At 49.1% G+C, this 15,134-nt stretch carries 13 protein-coding genes and 2 tRNA genes; 2 read left to right on the forward strand and 13 right to left on the reverse strand.

The window, feature by feature from the left end; all coding sequences use genetic code 11:
- Positions 1–22 precede the first annotated feature (22 nt).
- The 8 genes from JQX58_RS13090 to JQX58_RS13125 form a co-directional block, all read right to left on the reverse strand.
- Positions 23–976 (reverse strand): sensor domain-containing diguanylate cyclase, encoded by a 954-nt coding sequence (locus tag JQX58_RS13090; protein WP_204147317.1) that lies wholly within the window; start codon positions 974–976, stop codon positions 23–25.
- A 1-nt stretch (position 977) separates the two neighbouring features.
- Complete coding sequence (locus tag JQX58_RS13095) at positions 978–1,988, reverse strand: response regulator (protein WP_204147318.1); 1,011 nt, start codon at positions 1,986–1,988, stop codon at positions 978–980.
- Between the two features lie 94 nt (positions 1,989–2,082).
- Positions 2,083–3,258, reverse strand: coding sequence for a GAK system CofD-like protein (locus JQX58_RS13100; RefSeq protein WP_204147319.1), 1,176 nt, complete (start codon positions 3,256–3,258; stop codon positions 2,083–2,085).
- A 37-nt stretch (positions 3,259–3,295) separates the two neighbouring features.
- On the reverse strand, positions 3,296–5,233 hold the full coding sequence (locus tag JQX58_RS13105) for a GGDEF domain-containing protein (RefSeq protein WP_204147320.1): 1,938 nt from the start codon (positions 5,231–5,233) through the stop codon (positions 3,296–3,298).
- On the reverse strand, positions 5,230–6,705 hold the full coding sequence (locus JQX58_RS13110) for a bifunctional metallophosphatase/5'-nucleotidase (RefSeq protein WP_204147321.1): 1,476 nt from the start codon (positions 6,703–6,705) through the stop codon (positions 5,230–5,232). Before JQX58_RS13110 ends, JQX58_RS13105 begins: the two co-directional genes overlap by 4 nt.
- Positions 6,706–6,751: 46 nt before the next feature.
- Positions 6,752–9,877 (reverse strand): ATP-binding protein, encoded by a 3,126-nt coding sequence (locus tag JQX58_RS13115; protein WP_204147322.1) that lies wholly within the window; start codon positions 9,875–9,877, stop codon positions 6,752–6,754.
- Between the two features lie 219 nt (positions 9,878–10,096).
- A tRNA-Phe gene (locus tag JQX58_RS13120) sits at positions 10,097–10,172 on the reverse strand.
- 69 nt (positions 10,173–10,241) lie between these two features.
- Positions 10,242–10,317 (reverse strand) — tRNA-Phe (locus JQX58_RS13125).
- 120 nt (positions 10,318–10,437) lie between these two features.
- Between JQX58_RS13125 and trmL the strand changes: the two genes are divergently transcribed.
- Both trmL and JQX58_RS13135 read left to right on the forward strand, forming a co-directional pair.
- Complete coding sequence (gene trmL / locus JQX58_RS13130) at positions 10,438–10,917, forward strand: tRNA (uridine(34)/cytosine(34)/5-carboxymethylaminomethyluridine(34)-2'-O)-methyltransferase TrmL (RefSeq protein ID WP_204147323.1); 480 nt, start codon at positions 10,438–10,440, stop codon at positions 10,915–10,917.
- A gap of 7 nt (positions 10,918–10,924) precedes the next feature.
- Positions 10,925–12,028 carry a potassium channel family protein gene (locus JQX58_RS13135; protein WP_204147324.1) on the forward strand — a complete coding sequence of 368 codons (1,104 nt, stop codon included), beginning with the start codon at positions 10,925–10,927 and terminating at the stop codon, positions 12,026–12,028.
- Positions 12,029–12,089: 61 nt separating this feature from the next.
- On the opposite strand, the gene JQX58_RS13140 is transcribed toward JQX58_RS13135, so the two are convergent.
- From JQX58_RS13140 to JQX58_RS13160, 5 genes are all read right to left on the reverse strand, one after another.
- On the reverse strand, positions 12,090–12,341 hold the full coding sequence (locus JQX58_RS13140; RefSeq protein ID WP_204147325.1) for a YfhL family 4Fe-4S dicluster ferredoxin: 252 nt from the start codon (positions 12,339–12,341) through the stop codon (positions 12,090–12,092).
- A gap of 44 nt (positions 12,342–12,385) precedes the next feature.
- Positions 12,386–12,889 (reverse strand): pantetheine-phosphate adenylyltransferase, encoded by a 504-nt coding sequence (gene coaD / locus JQX58_RS13145; RefSeq protein WP_204147326.1) that lies wholly within the window; start codon positions 12,887–12,889, stop codon positions 12,386–12,388.
- Positions 12,890–13,017: 128 nt separating this feature from the next.
- Positions 13,018–13,560, reverse strand: coding sequence for a YggT family protein (locus tag JQX58_RS13150; protein WP_204147327.1), 543 nt, complete (start codon positions 13,558–13,560; stop codon positions 13,018–13,020).
- Positions 13,561–13,577: 17 nt separating this feature from the next.
- Positions 13,578–14,399: a pyrroline-5-carboxylate reductase gene (gene proC, locus JQX58_RS13155; protein ID WP_204147328.1), complete on the reverse strand. Its 822-nt coding sequence runs from the start codon at positions 14,397–14,399 to the stop codon at positions 13,578–13,580.
- Positions 14,400–14,439: 40 nt separating this feature from the next.
- Positions 14,440–15,132, reverse strand: coding sequence for a YggS family pyridoxal phosphate-dependent enzyme (locus JQX58_RS13160; protein WP_204147329.1), 693 nt, complete (start codon positions 15,130–15,132; stop codon positions 14,440–14,442).
- Positions 15,133–15,134 lie beyond the last annotated feature (2 nt).

Below are 15,134 nucleotides of genomic sequence, written 5' to 3' on the forward strand. Positions count from 1 at the left end.
TTTTGTTGTCTGAACACTGGCGTTACTGCGACACAACCGTCTGGTTACGGCCATTTTCTTTGGCTTGATAAAGCGCTTTATCGGCGCTCTCAATCCAGTTCGCCAAGCTTGAATATTTATCGCTCAATTCGCTACAGCCCATACTGATGGTGATATTGATATCCCCTTTGGCCGTGGTGATGACCGCTGCTTCGATTTGCTGACGGATTTTTTCGGCATAGACCCGCGCTCCTTCGGCGTTGGTATTGAGCAACAAGACACAGAACTCTTCGCCACCATAACGGCCCACAAAGTCCCCTCGGCGCGAGCCTCCAGACAGAATTTTAGCGACCTCTTGCAGCACTTGGTCGCCGATCAAATGACCATAGTTATCGTTTACTTTCTTGAAGAAATCGATATCGGCCATAACCAGCGAATGTGGGCCACTGTTGCCAGAAATATAGGATTCGTAAGTCAGCTTCAATGCTCGATCCAAACTGGCTCGATTATTAAGATCCGTCAGACCATCGGTTTTGCTCATCTGATCAAGCTTACGATTGGCTGCAGATAAAGCGGCTTTATTGACCGCTACATCGGTCACGTCGTACACCACCAAACATAAGTGCGTCACAGTACCGTTGGCGTTATTGATCGGTCGAATCACCAAGTTTTGGAACATCTTCTCAGAGATACTGGTGATGGAACGATAGGATTTGAATGGAAAAATATGCGGGCGCTGTTCCCACGATACATAGATCGGGGTACGCAGCGCCAAGACATTGTCCAGTTTGCTTTGTAGCCACTGCTGGTTCAAGGTTGGGAAGAGATCAAACAAAGATTGCTCTTTGGCACTGGTGGAGCTGATACCAGAGTGATTCTCCATAAAACCGTTCCACAGTTGCACTTGGTACTGATCATTGATGACGACTAAGCCCACATCAATATGCTGCAGCATATCAAACAGCCAGTGCAGTTCGGTCATATCGTTTTGTGACATCTCAGTCTTCCTCCACCAAGTACGACAACAAATTCTGTAAGACGGGTAAAGAGTCTTCGGTAAAGAGCAACATTAAGTCACAGTTGATCTGATAATTATCCACTTCGTAGACGATTTCCACGGCGAGCGTACGCTTCCATTTGGCCCGCTTAACATTGATCAGATCAGACACTTTTATATGCTGTCCAAGCACCACAGGATGACTGTAGCTAAAGTCGATATTGAGCTGATCACCTAGAGCTTTTATAAACGGACCGATCAAGACCGATGAAATGTCCATCTGTAGCTCTACTTCTAAACCACTATCGATGTCTTCGGTCACATTGAGGAGTTTCGCCATGTCTGGGAAGCTCGAATCCGAAAAGATCAGTAGCGCTTCCATTGCAATGCCTGCGCCAACAAAACCTTGCGATACGGCTGAACAACGATCGTTATTCATGGCACCGTAGGTGAGCGCCATCTGTAATTCGCTCACTTCAAGAATGTTCACCTTTGGCACTGGCAACTTCACAAACACGTTCAACATGTCCGCCAGCACACTGGCAGCACGCCCCATGGCCACGTTGGATACTTCTTGTAAGCATTGATTAAGACTGAAGTCTTCGGCGGCGTCTTTTTCTACTACAAGGCCGGAATCGCCATCTTTGCTTAACAGCTGATGTTGTGCGAGCACCTGTGCTAACTGTTCGCCGTCTACTGGCTTCTTAAGGAACTCCACCGCACCAAGGGCTTTCACTCGTGCGATGGCTTGTGCTTGCACGTCGCCCGACACCACGATGACCTGTGGCACATCTGTTAATGATTGCAATGCTTCTAAGGTCTGATAGCCGTCCATGACCGGCATATTAAGATCCAAAAACAGCACATCCACTGTACCTGCTTTGATGAACTCAACTGCCTCTTGGCCATTCGTCGCAAACTCGACCTGAGCATCCCATTCGCTAGGAAGAACTCGCGCCAGCTGCTTGCGGGCAATACCGGAGTCATCACATATTAGAATTTTCTTACTCATTTGGATCTCGTTAAAAAGGAATGGCGGAAATACCATTTAATAATGAAGAAGAAAATAGTAGCGTTTTTGATCAATGAATGACAACACTTAGACGCTAAGCAAAGGATAATAGCGCCTCGGTGACACGCTGCTCATCGTATCGATCTGGCTTTTCTTCACGCAGTGGCGCACGCACCACTTGTACTCCCCACTGCTGTAGCTGAGCTTCGTCTACAGGCCCATAGTCATAACCGTCATCCAACAACACCCAATTAAGTACCGCAGAGGTTTTATTGCGCTCAGGGTGTTGCAGCATCAGTGTTAGCAGATAGCGAATTCGCGCCATCAAAGGCCAGCCCAACTGCTCTGGATCAGTGCCTAAGTTGGGCAAATAGACTTTTGGATTAGGATTCGCCTGCACCGCTTGGGCCACACCATCGACCAGCAAGTTGGCGACGATACTGGTAAAAAAACTACCTGGAGCATAGCAGATTAAATCTGCCTGACCGATCTGCTGGCGTCGATCTTCTGGCAAGGCCACCTTCACCGGCCGGTAACGATCTAAGCCATCATTTAGCCAAATAGCCTCGATCGGCACCGTAAGTTCGGCGTTTTCCTTACCGGTAATTAAGTGCTGCCCCAGCACTTGTTCGCCACTCTCTAAGCGCACGCCCAAGTGATAATCGCCGTTGGCGATGGTGGTTACTTGGCCCAAGGTTTTAACCAAGCGTGAGAACAAAAACGTAATGGGGTCGAGCAAATGCTGATGACTGAGATACCCTCCCGCAATAATCAGATTGCCAATGCTGGCACCGCGCAAGTCGAATTGCACTGGCAATTGCTGCTGCAACAGTGCAAGCGGCGTCTGAATAAGCGTTTTCATCGGCGCCACAATGGGCTGCATCAGCGGATGGCTACCTGCGGCCAAAGCGGCTAACTCATCTGCTAAGGCTTCTGGCGAACCATCGTGACTGAGTCGATAACTAAATAAATCGTAGATATTAGGTTGGCCTAACACGGTTTCATCCGCTAGCGCCATGATGCGACTGCGCAAGTCGCCTACCGCAGGCATATCAAACGCCGAACGCAGTTTCGCTGAACTGCCACCGGAGTCAAACGGCGTCACCATGTGAATAGAGTGATGGGTATAACCTTTCAGACAGCGGGCAATCTTATTCAGCGCCGAGCCGCCACTGAAGAATAAAATAGAGGGCGCCAGTTCCGGCAAACTCTTATAACGGTGTACCCGCACCATATCTGGCACAACCAACCGTCTTGAAACATTAGACATGGTTAGACTTCTACTTTTATCCCTAAGATCTTAGATACTAGGCCGCCTGCTTGTTTAACAACACACAGTTACGCCCACAATGCTTAGCTTTATATAGACTTTTATCGGCTTGATCAAATATGTTCAGCAGCGCTTCACTGCTGTCACAAGAGACACTCACACCACAACTTAAGCTTAAGAACTGATGTGGTGAAGTCGGATGTGGCACTTCTTGTGCGTACACATCTTCAATGATGGTCTGGGCAATATTCACCGCTAATTCCGCTTCCGTCGCGGGCAAAAGCACCACAAACTCTTCGCCACCATAGCGAATGGCTAAGCCATTTGTCGGCGTATTACGCTGGATCACATTAGCCACCATCTGTAACACCTTATCTCCTTGTAGATGCCCCAAGCGGTCGTTATAGCCTTTGAAGTGATCAACATCAAACAGCAACACAGCCATAGGCTGCTGTGCATTAGCGTCATACAAGGTAACTTGGCGATCAAACATTTTTCGATTAAACAACCGAGTCAGCGGATCGATATACGCTTCGCTTTCTACTTCGATTAAAGTCTTCTCGTACTGCTGCGCCGCCTGCACACGCTCGGTTGCGTCGATAAAGCTCACCAGCAAGGACGCCTGACCGTTCCAATAAATCGCATCGAGCGTAATGTCGTACCAACGCTGATGCAGCCGATCAAAATATGCCTCAGGCAGCTGCTTGATCTGCCCCGCCTCAGCAATCCGTAGCTGCTCTATCAAGGTTTGCGGAAAGTCCTCTACCGCAGACAAGTTATGCTCTAAAAAGATCTGCCGCAGTGATTCGCTACAATACAGTAAATGCTCATGATCCATCACCGCGACCTTCATCTGCGAGTGCTTAATAACCGTTTGCAACTGCTGACTGGTCAATGCAATTTGCTGCTGTTGTTGATGAATAGTGGACAAATATTGTTGCAATTGTTTGACCAAAGCGCCCACTTCATTGCGCTCATCAAAATGATCCAAGTCTTGACTAGTAATGTTTTTTTGGCGGCTAACCAACCCGTGAAGCGCCTGTAAGCGTTTAAACAATTGCTTGTGCAAAAATACAATCAATAGCAGTGCAATGATCAACTGCAGCACCAAGATGGCGACTAAAAATTGTGCAAACAAGGTCGCCTGTTCAGACGTACGCCGTGCTTGCTCAACAATATCATCTTGCATATCGTCATAAACACGCTGGCCAAAGTCCACCACATTGCCAAGTAGAATACGGTTTTGCGTATCCAAACCGTGCATTTCTGCGCGATATTGCGCGCGCTGCTCAAGCGCACCCGCCACGCCATCCTCCCCTAAAATTACCAATCGCAAATACACATGCGTTGGCACAGCCTTGGCGGCAAACGGCGCCATAGTTGTTTCGATGGTGGATATGATTTGGCTTTCTGCATAATGTGTGTCTGCGGTGAGCAACTGGCTTAAATTAATCAATAGAATATTAAGCTTGGCCAAATCCTCAGGCTTGTCTTGCGCACCGACGATCGCGCCAGTGGTCAAGCGAATCGCTTGGGCAAGCTTCTCTCCTAGCTGATGTTCCGCTTGATCCAAATGATCCTTAGCAATGGAAATGCGCGCCATACTGGGGACCACAGAAGCGACGATTTGTTTTAAGGCCTGGACTTGCTCTCCTTCACCAAGTGCATCGAGCCCTAGTTTTACCTGATTCGCTTGCCGCGTCACTTGCGCCATTAAAATACGACTGTGCGCAGGGGATTCGCTGCGCGACAGCATGCTCGACAAATTCGCTAAGCGGGTAATCCCCAATTGGGTTTCATTGAGTACTCTTAACGTTGGCAGCTTTTGTTCGGCTTGCGCTTTTACCGCGTTATTTAACGCGCCAAAGTAGTACAAAGATAAGCCACCCGATGCTTCGAGCAATAACACAATCAGCAAAATCACCAAACTGATGCGCACGCGCAAGCTATGAAACCACTTTGTTTTTCGACTCATAAGTTACTCGGTACAAGATGGGACGCTGGTGACACAGGAATAATGCGGCCCTCGATTGCTGGTGTGACGCTTGGCCTATTGGCTAAGTAATCCGACACGATATTCCAAATCAGTCGCTGCTGACTCGCCTCATTAAGATAAGCTTGCGCCTGATCAAATTGATAGTCATCACCGCCACGCAACATATAATCCGAAACAGCTAAGCGATAGACGCGATCGTCCAGCGGATGACCTTTTGCGTCCGTCAGCGTCACAATACGCTGCCCAACTGGCCGACTCGAATCATAATGATAAATTAGCCCTGAGACCTGCAAAAAACGCCCATCTAAAGCAGCCACCTTAGACACGCCATGTTCGAGCATTTGCTTAAGCTGGCTTAACGTAATATCCACCACATGAATCCTACCGCCAAACGGTAGTTCTTTTTGTATATCACGGCGCGTCAGCTGATAGCCAGCAGGGTAAGAGCGATCGCCACGAAAACTGCCGCCACCTAACGCCGCAAAATCAGCATGGCCGTAATCCCGCACCGCATCTAACACCAAATTCGCCCAGCTGGACTCGCCGCTACGTAGCGTCGTTCGATAAGAATCCATGGGCGCAGACAAGGTAGTGATAGGCTGTTCTAACACGACATTTAATTGGCTGGTATAACGGGCAATGACCGCTTCTAACGAACGCAAAGGTGGCTCATCCGCGGTCTTTACAATGCTGCCAGAGACTTGCTGATCACTAAAATCAAGCGCGACCATCTCATCGTCTATGCCGCCAGAGCGAATCACTAACGGCTGCTGAGACACGATTGTATCTGGGCCTTCATAGGTGATGAGCACCACATCAATACCTTTTAGCTTTGCTAGTGGTACTTGTTCAAGGTAATCGGCCTCCGTCACCAATACGGTAAAGTCCGCCCCTTGAGATTTGAGCCCAGCGGCCAATCCATTGAGGTGTTCTGCGCTTTGCTTAACCCTTGCTTGATCAAACAAATAGGTCGAGTTTATCGAATCAGACACCGCTGACAGTATGCCGATCCGATATCGGCCAAGGGGCATCAAAAGGTGTGTTAACACGCCTGCTACGGGTTTATTGGTGCGTTTATCCCTAAGGTTTGAAAGCACCATTGGAAAGGCGGACTGACCACTTAACAAGGTTACCTGATCAATACCGTAGTTAAATTCACGTCGATTTAGCGCCAGCACATCCACAGACATTTCATTAAAAATCGCCACTAAATGCGCGCCGTGATCGTAAACAGATAATGGATTAGGTGACAGGCTATCGCCACCATGCAGTAGCTTCACTGCCTCGTCCTGCTGCTTCAAACGTGCCACGTAATTCGCCATTTTAGCCAACGAGTAACCATTATCTTGTGGGTAAAGCTCTGGCGTATTAGACGTAAACAGCAAGGTTTCAGCACTTACTGGCCATGCTACTAATACCAGCATAAAGCGTAGCCATGTTTTCAACCGCATTGAAACAGCTCCTGTGGCGACATCCGAGACGCTACGGAACGCCATGTTACTGCGCTAACCATTGCTTGAGCACTTCCTCTAAACGTGGTTTGGTCACGGGTTTGGCCACATGATCATTCATCCCTGCGGCATAGCACAGTTCATCATCGCCCTTCATGGCATTAGCGCTCAAAGCGATAATTGGCACCGTCGCAGGTGTGGCCGAATCGGCACCCAACAAGCGCACGTGTTCAGTGGCTTCATAACCATCCATCACCGGCATCTGACAATCCATAAAGATCAGATCGTAACGCTGTTGCTGCACCTGCTCTAAAGCCTCAGCGCCATTTTGAGCGACATCGACATCAACATCGAGCAATGCCAACATGCCTTTGGCAACAATTTGGTTAGTTAAATTATCTTCCACCAGTAACACTTTCGGTTTCGATAAATGGCTTTGCTCAGCTGGCACACCAGCTGACGCGCCTAAGACTGTCGGTTGTGCATAAGCACTCTCTAACGCATTCAATAATGCGCGGCGATGCACAGGTTTGTATAGAGAGGCAACAACGTTATCTAGCTCGATTGTGCTGCCCTGTTCACATAGCAGCACAATCGGTATCGCTAAGTCTCGTAAACGCTGCGCCTGATCTGGCTGCGCTAACAGCGCTTGATCGACTAACAACAGCTGAGCGTTGGCTAGCGACTCTGCGTTCACATTGATTAAATGCTGCCATTGAATGTTTAAGCTCACACAGATGGCTTGCAAATAGGGCACATCGGCATCGTCTTGGCTGATCAAGACAATCTCAGTTAACGCCTCTGCTGCCTTTGGCAACTGTAACGGCGCCTGCTTGGTTAGCGTCACAGGTAAACGAATCCAAAAGGTCGATCCCTGCCCTAACTGGCTCTCTACACCGATCTCACCCCCCATGGCCTCGACCAACTCCTTACTGATCGCCAAGCCTAACCCTGTGCCCCCATAACGTCGCGTGGTGGACGTATCAGCTTGTTTAAAACGTTGGAATAAACGGCTTTGCAGACCTTCAGAAATACCAATACCAGTATCCTGTACCGCTACCAGTAAGTGTGTTTGCCCTGCATCCGCTTCCAAACGAGCGCTTAAAGACACCGCATCTCCAGCTTCACTGAATTTAATGGCATTGCCTAGCAAGTTCAAAATGACTTGGCGCAGACGCAGACGGTCACCCTCAAGCAATACTTCTGGCAACAAGGTTTGCGGAGCAAAGAAACGCACTTCTCGCTCTTGTGCCTTAACTCGCATTAGGCTGGACACATCTTCGAGCAAGTCCTGCACATTAAAATCGTGGTATTCAAGCTCCAGCTCGCCGGCTTCGATTTTGGACAAATCTAAAATATCATTCACCAAATCCAGCAACGCATCACCACTTTGCAGAGCCAAAGCGACGAGGTTCTTCTGCTCTGTGGCTAAGTTTTTCTCCTGCAACAGCGACATACTGCCCAACAAACCATTCAAAGGTGTACGAATCTCATGACTCATATTGGCCAAAAAGCGGCTTTTGGCCAGATTGGCTTCTTGGGCACTTTCCGTGGCTTGGCGCAGCTGCTCACCGTAATCGCGTAAGGCAGCGTTGGCTTCAGACAACTCGCGGGTACGAGCCGTCACCTGACGTTCAATCTGTCCCGCATGACTAAACACCAAACTCAAAACCCAGCCCAATAAACCTGCGACGAATAGCCCTGCCACCAATACGAAATGAGTGCCCCAAGGCTGCTCAATAAAACGCGTCGGGCTGACATGTATTAACTCCCAGTGATGAGCTCCGACAGGGATAATCGTTCTCGCCATGACCGGAAAGGCTTGCGTCTCTAGCTTGGCAAACAGCGCCTCATCGACCAGTGTGGCATTGTCACTTGCTGCAATCACATAAGGGTCTTGGCCAGTGCGACGATCGACCAAGTAGACTTCCGTGGTGCCATCACGATGTCGTCCTAGTACTCGTTCGGACAAATCACTAATGTCAAACAACGCCGTCGCCATAGCGGTCAGCTGCTGGCCTTTGTAAACCGGTAAAAATACTAGGATCGCTAGAGAATCTTGCACCAGACGTATAGCTGGCGTGGGGTACGCAGCATTTAATCGGATCGCCTGATCAATCGTTTGACGGCGCAAGCTCTCGGAATAGACATCGTACCCCAGCGCTTTAAGGTTGGGCTCAGACGGATAAATAATGCCGACTGAAACATAGCGCGAATGCTCACCCGCAGGCACCAACTGCCCGTCGGCATTGCGTTGCATGATTTGGAAAGGACGCCCATACATATCGCTCATCAGTGCTTCATAGGATGGACGCTCATTTTCCAGCACCACATGATTCAGCGACAGTGCCTTGATAGCACGATCACGACGCAGCAAGTTTTCACTGTAATCGTAAAATTCGTAATCATAAATCTGCCCGCTGCCGCGAATATAACCCGCCATACCATAAAGAATATCGACCGAGTTTTTCACGCGTTCACTGAGCAAAGTGGAATCCAGCTCGGCGCTATTATTAAAGGCTTGGCGCTGTTTGTTAAGCTCGAAATAGGCCGTAGAAGAGGAGATCAACGCCGTCGTCAGAGCAACAATGAAAAGTGCCGAAACTACGCGCCACGGATGATCGTAATACACCTTAAAACGCTTACGAAACAACACCACAAACCAAGGAACGGTGACGATCACCCCTACTGAATCACCCAGCCACCAGCTGAGCCAATTTAACCCTGCTTGAGCATCAGGCAAGATATCAAAGTACAGCAGCACACTGGTACCGACACTAGCACTGACCAAACAGCCAAAGGGGCCTGCCAACAATAAGAAATATAAAACGTGACGGATGTTGTGAAATTCGATGGGGAAGCCAATAAAACGGCGTACTAAGGCATAACTGACAAAGGTTTGAATACTGGAGCCTAAGGCGATTAACGCTGGCACTAAAAAGACCAGTTGCTCGGTATTGCCATAGGTGATGCTAATGTTGACCAGCATGGAGCCAATAAATACCCCAAGCACGGCACGGTAACCTGATAGCAAACAAGCGGCAATAGCCACACCAGAAGCGGGCCATATGACGGTCGCGTAGCCTGGCGGTACGGCAAATAATTGACCCAACCAGCCTGCAAAGAAATAGCCTAATGCCGTTACTAAAACTATCTTTGCTGATCGTGTCATTGTGCCGTCACCTTGAGTCCCATCGCCAGCCACTAGCGCCACAGGCAGCTAACCTGCAACCACTACTCGCTCGCCCTAATCCAATTAGATGTATCTACTTAAGCATTAGATAAAAATACACCAAAACGCGGCAACGAAATATATAAAGTTTAAAAAGTGTGCAGAATGAAACAATTAGACACAAAAAAGCCCCGCATTAAGCGAGGCTTCTTGTAGCAATGGTGCCCAGAGGCGGAATCGAACCACCGACACGGGGATTTTCAATCCCCTGCTCTACCGACTGAGCTATCTGGGCAAACTGGCTAACGGTTAAGACACCGTAATTCTTGCTAAAAAGCCAACATAGCGTTGGCTTTTAGAATAATGGTGCCCAGAGGCGGAATCGAACCACCGACACGGGGATTTTCAATCCCCTGCTCTACCGACTGAGCTATCTGGGCAAGTGCGGCGTATTATAAACAAGCGTATCTAGTCGTCAATAGATTTTTTAATTTTTTTCGAGTTAAGTTAGTTAATTAGCCAGCTCTGGTATGATGGCTAGATGTCTAGGAGAAAGTGTCATGCTGCATATTGTTTTGTATCAACCAGAGATTCCACCGAACACAGGTAACGTTATTCGCCTGTGTGCCAACACCGGTTTTCAGCTGCATTTGATTGAGCCTTTAGGCTTTGATCTGGATGAAAAAAAAGTCCGTCGTGCAGGCTTGGATTATCACGAGCTAGCTCGCGTCAAACGCTACCCAAACTGGGATACCTTTGTCAGCGACAATGAAGGCCAGCTTGGAACCATTTATGCTCTGACGACTAAAGGCAGCCGACCGCACAGCGAAGCGCGATTTCAAGCCAACGACGTGCTTGTGTTCGGCCCCGAAACCCGTGGCCTACCACACGAATTTATTACCGCTCTGCCGCTAGAGCAGCGTTTGCGCTTGCCGATGCAGCCAGGCTCCCGTAGTTTAAATCTATCTAATACGGTTGCCGTCATGGTCTATGAATCGTGGCGCCAGCTAGGTTATGAGATGCCTGACATAGAGGGATAACTGTCACATGTTGCTCGGCAAGATGATACACCGTCAAAACAGCACTCGCCGCCGCTACCGTAAGCAGGTGCACCTGCATGCGGTTAAGGACCTGCGCCACCGCTTTATGATGCTGGCCAGCGTCGTGGCAGCACACAGCGTGGCGATGGTGTACTTTGAAGATCTAGATTGGTGGCAGGCCTTTTGGCTCACTATGACCTCGGCCAGCACCACAGGTTATGGTGACCTGTCAGCTGGCACATTTTGGGGCCAACTGACTACCATCGTCTTAATTTACAGCTTAGGGATCACGCTACTGGCACAGATTGCGAGTGACTATGTCGAGATCCGTATTATGCGCAAAGAAATGAAAATCAAAGGGCGTATGGAGTGGAGTTCTATGCAAGACCATCTATTGATCATCAACACCCCCACCACGAACACTGAGCGATATCTCAATCTCTTGGTGCAACAGGTATGCAATACGCCAGGGCTTGATGATGTGCCAATCCAAATCCTGACGCCCAAGTTTCCTGAAGGGCTGCCTGAGACGCTGCGCGCACAAGGGGTCGTGCATCACACTGGCGATGCTACTACGCCAGGCATGCTTAATACGGCTGGTGTCGACAAAGCTAAGTACATCGTAGTGCTGTCACCAGACAGTCTAGCCCCACACAGCGACAGCTTGGTGTTTGATACTTTACATCGTATTAAAGAGATCGGCACCGATGCATTTATCCTGACCGAAGCGATCGACGACGCCAATCGCGAGCGTTTTCGCTGCGCCGGCGCCAATGCCGTGATTCGCCCAATTCGTGCCTACCCAGAAATGCTGGTGCGTTCTTTGATTGCTCCTGGAACAGAGCAAGTATTGGAAGATTTGTTCCGCTATCAAGGAGATCATACGGTGCGCGTGGATGTGTCACTGTATGATGTGCGCTGGGCCGATGTAGTGACCAAACTGATTCAGCAAAACATCGGCACCGCCATTGGCTACCAAGACACCATGGGGCGCATTATTACGCATCCGAGTGCATCGCATCACTTAAGCTTAAATGCTTTGATTCTATTGGTGGGTGAAGAGCAAAAAACACCGACGCCAGAGATGATAAATAAAATCTTTGCCGACTAGGACAGGCGCTTAGCGTGACTTAAAGCCATAAAAAAGCCAAGCATTAAGCTTGGCTTTTTTATTACAATTGTCCGGTCAGTACTAAGTACTTTTCCATCAACTGCTCTTCTGACTCTTTGTAGTTAGGGTCATGAGGGATACAGTCAACTGGACACACTTGCTGACACTGTGGCTCATCGTAGTGACCGATACATTCCGTGCATTTCGTTGGGTCGATGACGTAAATTTCTTCGCCCTGACTGATTGCTTCGTTGGGACACTCTGGCTCACACACATCACAGTTGATGCATTCATCAGTAATGATTAGAGACATGGCTGCTCTCCTAATAAATCCAATGCCAAATGGCACTCATAAAATCAAGAACGCTTCGCGGCTGCCGCTGCTTTATAGTGTTCTGTTAACACCTGCTCCACTTTGGGGTGCACAAACATGCCGAAGTCCCCATTAAGTGACGCAATTTCGCGCACCAAGGTTGATGAGATATAAGAGTGCTTCTCTGATGGCGTCAGAAATAAGCTCTCAACATCCGGTGCAATAACACGGTTCATGTTGGCTAACTGGAATTCGTACTCGAAGTCAGACACAGCACGCAAACCGCGCACCACCACTTGACCATTGACCGAGCGAGTGAACTCCGTTAATAGGTTGTCAAAGCCCACCACTTCCACGTTAGGTAAGTGTGCCAACACTTCTTGGGCCAGCTGAATACGCATATCATGAGCCAAAGCTGGTCGTTTCTTAGGACTTGCCGCTACTGCCACAATAACCTTTGAAAACAGTTTAGCCGCACGCTCCACAAGATCTGTGTGACCGTTTGTGATTGGGTCAAAAGTGCCTGGGTAAACTGCGATTGTACTCATAGCTCTAGTCCAATTGTTGGTATTAGTTTGAAGAACCGGACGATTCTCGGCCTGCCTTACGGCTGCGCATCATATAAGAATATCCGGTTGTTCTCAAATAAGTCGCTCCAGTTGCGCCAAATATTTGCTTAGATCACAAATGGCGCAAGGAATTGCTTCAACACCGTAATCCCTAAGAAGATAAAGATAGGCGATAAATCCAAGCCTCCCAAAGACGGGATAAAGCGATGACAGAAGCGGTACAACGGCTCACAAATCTGCATCACCAACATCGCGCCAGGGTGACCAGAGCCTGGCGCTACCCAGCTTAAAATCACCGAAATCAGCATTGCCCAGAAGTATAGGTCTAGCAGCTGATAGAGCACGCCGCCCAGCGTATAAATGACATACTGTTCAGGACGCAGTGCATAACCAACGATGCTCATCAGAGCAAAAATGATCAACGCCTGCACCACGAGTGCCAAGACAATCGAAGACGTATCAACGCGCCCTATCGAAGGAATCACCTTGCGCAGCGGCTTCAAAAACGGGCTAGTGGCCTTCACCACCGCTTGGCTAATGGGGTTATAAAAATCCGCACGACTCAGTTGTAACACCAAACGCAACAACACAATCGTTAGATACAAGCCACCTAGGGTTTTAACGACTAGCAGCAAAGGGTTATCCATCATGTGTGTCATCTCCTCTATTATTCGCCAGCGAATTCTTTGCCAAGCTGTTTCGAACGCTCAGCACAAGATGTTAGCGCGGCATTGATAATGCCTTCGATCCCTTGCTCTTCTAAGGTCTCAAGAGCGGCTTGTGTAGTGCCATTAGGAGACGTGATGTTACGACGTAATTGCGCAATATCGTCCTCTAGTGTGGTGGCCATAGCAGCGGCCCCCTTCATTGCTTGCGTCGCTAACTTGCGGCTCGTCTGCTCATCCAAACCTTGCGCCTGACCTGCTTCGATCATGACTTCCAAAATACGGAAGAAGTACGCTGGCGCACTGCCTGACAGTGCAGTGACCGTATGCATCTGCTCTTCGTTATCAACCCACGCATGGCTACCAAAGCTATCAAACGCCTCAGACACCCACTGTTGCTGCTCGCTTGTCGTGTGCTGGTTGGCGATTAAGCCGGACATACCTGCACCGACCAAAGCCGGCGTATTAGGCATCGCACGAACCACCGCGACGGGCTTGGCTAACCAGCGCTCAAGTGCCTTAAGCTCGATGCCCGCGGCAACGGAGATAAACAACTGATCGTCACGCACGACCTCAGCAAATTCGCTGACCACTTCGCCTAGAAGATTGGGTTTCACACACAAGAACACCACATCCGCTTGCGCCACAGCGTCTTTGTTATCTTGATACATGGTGATACCAAAACGCTGCTCAAGCGCCTCGTGCTCAGCGACATTGATGGAGCTGCCGACAATCGATTCACCAGCGTAGCCACTCGCTCGAAGTCCGCCAATAATGGCTGAGGCCATATTACCCACTCCGACAAACGCGATTTTTAAACTCATTAATCACCTGCTAAAAATATGTTGTATAAATGTATACGGGTTACGCGGAATAATCACGCGCACCAAATATTGCTGTGCCCACACGCACCATGGTACTGCCCGACGCGATCGCCGCCGCCAGGTCATTAGACATACCGATGGACAGCGTATCGATATCCGTCTGCTGTGCTTGCAGCGCTTTATAGGCCTCAAACAATGGCTCATACACCGCCACTTGTGAGGCGTAGTCGGATTGCGGCGCTGGAATCGCCATCAAGCCACGTAAACGCAAGTTAGGCAGACTGGAGACTAAAGCGACCATCTCTGGCAGCTGCTCAAGACTGATACCAGATTTAGAGTCTTCATCACTGATATTAATCTGAATCAGAACATTCAAAGGTGGCAAGTCCGCCGGACGTTGCTCACTTAGACGTCGTGCGATTTTCTCGCGATCGATGGTGTGCACCCAAGCCATTGTCTCAGCAATTTGACGTGATTTATTCGATTGCAGTGGGCCAATAAAGTGCCACTCAATATCGTCTAAATGAGACAGCTGCTGATGCTTTTCAACCGCTTCTTGCACGTAGTTTTCGCCAAATAGGCGCTGCCCAGCCTCATAAGCGGCCTGCAAATCCGCCACGGGCTTGGTTTTACTCACTGCTAATAAACGTACACTCTCAGGTGCTCGATGAAAGCGTTGTGCCAACGCAGCCACATCTTGCTGCACCTGTTGTAAATTTTCTGAGACCGACACCT

The sequence above is a fragment of the Marinomonas ostreistagni genome, from assembly GCF_016888445.1.
Classification (GTDB): Bacteria; Pseudomonadota; Gammaproteobacteria; order Pseudomonadales; family Marinomonadaceae; genus Marinomonas; species Marinomonas ostreistagni.

Excerpts from the sequence above, each read along its gene's own strand:
- JQX58_RS13150 (WP_204147327.1), bottom strand. The coding sequence starts at position 13,560 with ATGATGGATAACCCTTTGCTGCTAGTCGTTAAAACCCTAGGTGGCTTG.
- coaD (WP_204147326.1), bottom strand. The coding sequence starts at position 12,889 with ATGAGTACAATCGCAGTTTACCCAGGCACTTTTGACCCAATCACAAAC.
- JQX58_RS13105 (WP_204147320.1), bottom strand. The coding sequence starts at position 5,233 with ATGAGTCGAAAAACAAAGTGGTTTCATAGCTTGCGCGTGCGCATCAGT.
- JQX58_RS13135 (WP_204147324.1), top strand. The coding sequence starts at position 10,925 with ATGTTGCTCGGCAAGATGATACACCGTCAAAACAGCACTCGCCGCCGC.
- JQX58_RS13140 (WP_204147325.1), bottom strand. The coding sequence starts at position 12,341 with ATGTCTCTAATCATTACTGATGAATGCATCAACTGTGATGTGTGTGAG.
- JQX58_RS13110 (WP_204147321.1), bottom strand. The coding sequence starts at position 6,705 with ATGCGGTTGAAAACATGGCTACGCTTTATGCTGGTATTAGTAGCATGG.
- JQX58_RS13090 (WP_204147317.1), bottom strand. The coding sequence starts at position 976 with ATGTCACAAAACGATATGACCGAACTGCACTGGCTGTTTGATATGCTG.
- JQX58_RS13100 (WP_204147319.1), bottom strand. The coding sequence starts at position 3,258 with ATGTCTAATGTTTCAAGACGGTTGGTTGTGCCAGATATGGTGCGGGTA.
- proC (WP_204147328.1), bottom strand. The coding sequence starts at position 14,399 with ATGAGTTTAAAAATCGCGTTTGTCGGAGTGGGTAATATGGCCTCAGCC.
- JQX58_RS13095 (WP_204147318.1), bottom strand. The coding sequence starts at position 1,988 with ATGAGTAAGAAAATTCTAATATGTGATGACTCCGGTATTGCCCGCAAG.
- JQX58_RS13115 (WP_204147322.1), bottom strand. The coding sequence starts at position 9,877 with ATGACACGATCAGCAAAGATAGTTTTAGTAACGGCATTAGGCTATTTC.
- trmL (WP_204147323.1), top strand. The coding sequence starts at position 10,438 with ATGCTGCATATTGTTTTGTATCAACCAGAGATTCCACCGAACACAGGT.